Here is a 3,039-nt window from a genome sequence, read left to right as displayed (position 1 = left end):
CGGCTTGGACATCAGTGCCACTATTTTCAGGAGCTTTAGAATTTTCTTCAGCCTTGAGTTTGTTGGCTTCTTCTACCTTTTGGGCCTCTGCTTGGAGTTGGGCAGCTGTTTTGCCACCCCAGTAGCTCGCATTAGCTTGATTGATGGTGGCAACGATTTTAAGGTTAGAGCTTTGGATATCTAGTGTGGGTTTTTTGCTTCCATCACTATCAGAGCTTGCAACTTCTGTGGGTGTGATCCCTGTGTTGCCATAGAGAGTGAGTGTGTTGGTCGGTGCTGTGGGGGGTGTGGGCGCTTGAGATGAGTCGCCATTGCCTGCTGTGTTGCTTGGAGCTGGAGCTGGGGTTGTATTGACGCCACTGATGTTAGCTGCAAGCACAGAGCCTGTGTCGATGAGATTGATGGTGGTATAAGCTAGGGAGCTATCGAGTGCTGTGTAGTTGATGGTGTTATTTTCACTGCCACCATTACTTCCACTATCTGCGCTGGGTTTTGCTACTCCAAAGCCTGCAGCCTTGTTGCCGATAAAAGTCATGGTGATAGCATCGCTAGAGCTTGTGGGGGCTGTGGCAATGGTTCCATAGAGTGCGTTGGAGTTATTAGTAAAGCCTGTGTAGTTGTAATTACCAATGACAGAGAGGTCTGTAGAGATTGTTTGATTTGAATCGGTGTTATAAAAGGCAATGACATTGGTAGTGCTAACGCCTTTTTTAGTAACTTTTAGCTGGGGTGCAAAGAGTTTGCCACCAAAGCCATCGAATTTGTCTGCAACAATTGTGGCATTATCGATATAAACGAAGCTAGAGAAATTGATGACATCAGAGGTTTTTACATCGGCTTGGGGTGTATCTGAACTGCCATTGTTGTTGCCTTGTGTGGCTTTGGTGAAGGTAAAGGTGCCATCTTTGAGGCGTATATTGCCTTTAGAGCCCGTGATCTTAGCCCCCTTGCCTAAAGACCCTCCTCCGACAAATGTGATATCTGCTGTGGCATTGCCTAGCTTGAGTTCTCCTGTGAGGGTGGATTTATTGACTTTAAGGATACTATCAGATAATGCACCATTGGCATTGGTGGTGGCTGTGATGGTATTACCCTCTGCGTCTTTATAGGTCACATAGCCATTATCAGTGTTAGAGCTTGTGCCATTGGCGTCGCGATTATCAAAGACAGCCTTGAAGTTATTGATTTTAGCAGCACTCAAATCAACGCCTGCGATACTTGTGCCGATGAGATTGATTGTGCCATAGTTATCAATGCTTGTAAAGGCTGAGAGGATTTGATTGGGCTTGGCTTCTCCATTAGTGAGTGTGCTGCCACCATCTCCTCCACCAGAGCCACCATTTGTGGGGGCTGTGGTGGTGAGTGTGCCTGCGTTGATGAAGTTATAAAATGAGCCTGTGTTAGAAGAGGCAACTTTTGTGACTTTGTTTGCAGCAACGGTCGAGCTATATCCTCCAATGGAATCAGCACCGATGAAGGTGAGATTGAGTTTGGAGGTTGTGAGGAATTGGCCGATGGCAAAGCTAGATGTGGCAACATAGGCATTTTGACCATAGGCTTGATTGTTGGTCGAATTAGTTTTAATGGTATCTGCAATGGCAGCGTTTGTGATATCAAAGTTTTTATTCTCTGTGGTGGAAGAATCTGTTGAATCTTCTGTATTGGTTGTGTTGGATGGATTGGGCACAATGGTTGCTAAGCCCTTGTTATCAGTGGATTTAGCAAAGACCATCGTAAAGCCTGAGTTATCAGCTGTTTTACCATAGAAACTATAGTTTAAGTCTGTGATGGTGGTGTTGGCTGTGCCTGTTAGGCTTGTGCCTCTGATATCAAAGTCATTGAAGATATTCCAAGAGGCAATAGCCTCATCACCACTAAATTTCTTTTGGTCTGCAGTGAGAGTAGCTGCAACTCCAGAATAGCTCGGAGAGAGGGCTAAGGTAGCGCCTGTGTTGTTGAGATTGATTGTGCCTACATTACTAGGACCTCCATCGAGTGTAGCTAGGGTGATGACTCCTGTGTCAGTTTTTGTAGCGGGGTCATAGCCTGTGCTAGCGTTTGTTTGTCCATTTTCTGTGTTGTTTGTTGTTTTATCCATACTTCGGAGTGAGCCAAGACCAACAGCTGAGAGAGAAGAAGCGCCCACGCCCAGACCGATGTAATTGGTTTGGAGATAATTGCCTGCTCCTTTGTTGGCTTTGCTTTGTTTGGTCGTATCAAAGCTTAGGTTGTAATACACGCCTTGGTCTTTGCCTACTTTGATGGAGTTATTATTAGCAAAGTAGAGATTGCCAATGATAGTCGTGCTTGAACTCACAAGCGAAGAACCAAAGGCAAGGGCTACACCATTAGCACTCTCAGAGCTATTAGCTGTGTTTGCCTTGAGACCCTCTAGTTTGAGTGTGCCTTGGGCATTGTTGAGTGTGAGTTTGTTGCCTGTGTTGGTGGTGTTAGCAAATGTGATGGTTGTAGGGGAGAGAACTTGGGTGGTAGAGTTCTTTAGATCTCCTCCATTGTAATATTTCTCTAATAAAGCTTTATCACTTGTGATGTCATAGAGTGAGTTGGCATTAAAGGTGAGGTCTAGGGTTGTGGTTTCAGTATTGGAGAGATGTCCGAAGAATTTCCCTGTCCCAGAAGCAGTGTCTCCAAAGACAGCTGTGGTGTTGCCTTTGAAATCTCCGATTACAGATGTGCCTGTGGTGTTTAGGACAGAAGTATCTTTGATCTCAGAGCCTCCTTGGAGGGCAACAATGGCGCCAGTGTTGGTGAAATTGAGTGTGGTGAGGGAATTGGTTGTGCCAGAGTTTTCAGTATCAGAGCCATTTGTGTTGAGTTTGGTGTCTGAGAGTTTGATCACTAGGGCTTCATTGTTATTTGTGCCATTAGTGCCACTTGCATTAATAGAGCCCTTGCCAACAAATGTGAGTGTTTGGTCATAGGGGTTTTTGGAGAGATCAATGAGATTACCATTGAAGCTAGAAGCTTCTAGGGCATGGTTGAGTCCGTTGAGTCCAGTGACTTTAGAGGCTTCATTGG

At 45.3% G+C, this 3,039-nt stretch carries 1 protein-coding gene; it reads right to left on the bottom strand.

Annotated elements, in window-relative coordinates:
• On the bottom strand, positions 1-3,039 hold a 3,039-nt coding region (locus BKH46_RS09605), incomplete at both ends, for a hypothetical protein (RefSeq protein ID WP_172402624.1).

Origin of the sequence: Helicobacter sp. 12S02634-8, assembly GCF_002272865.1 — a bacterium.
Classification (GTDB): Bacteria; Campylobacterota; Campylobacteria; order Campylobacterales; family Helicobacteraceae; genus Helicobacter_J.
Note: the sequence above shows the minus strand (reverse complement) of the source record. Positions and strands in the feature narration are given on the sequence as shown.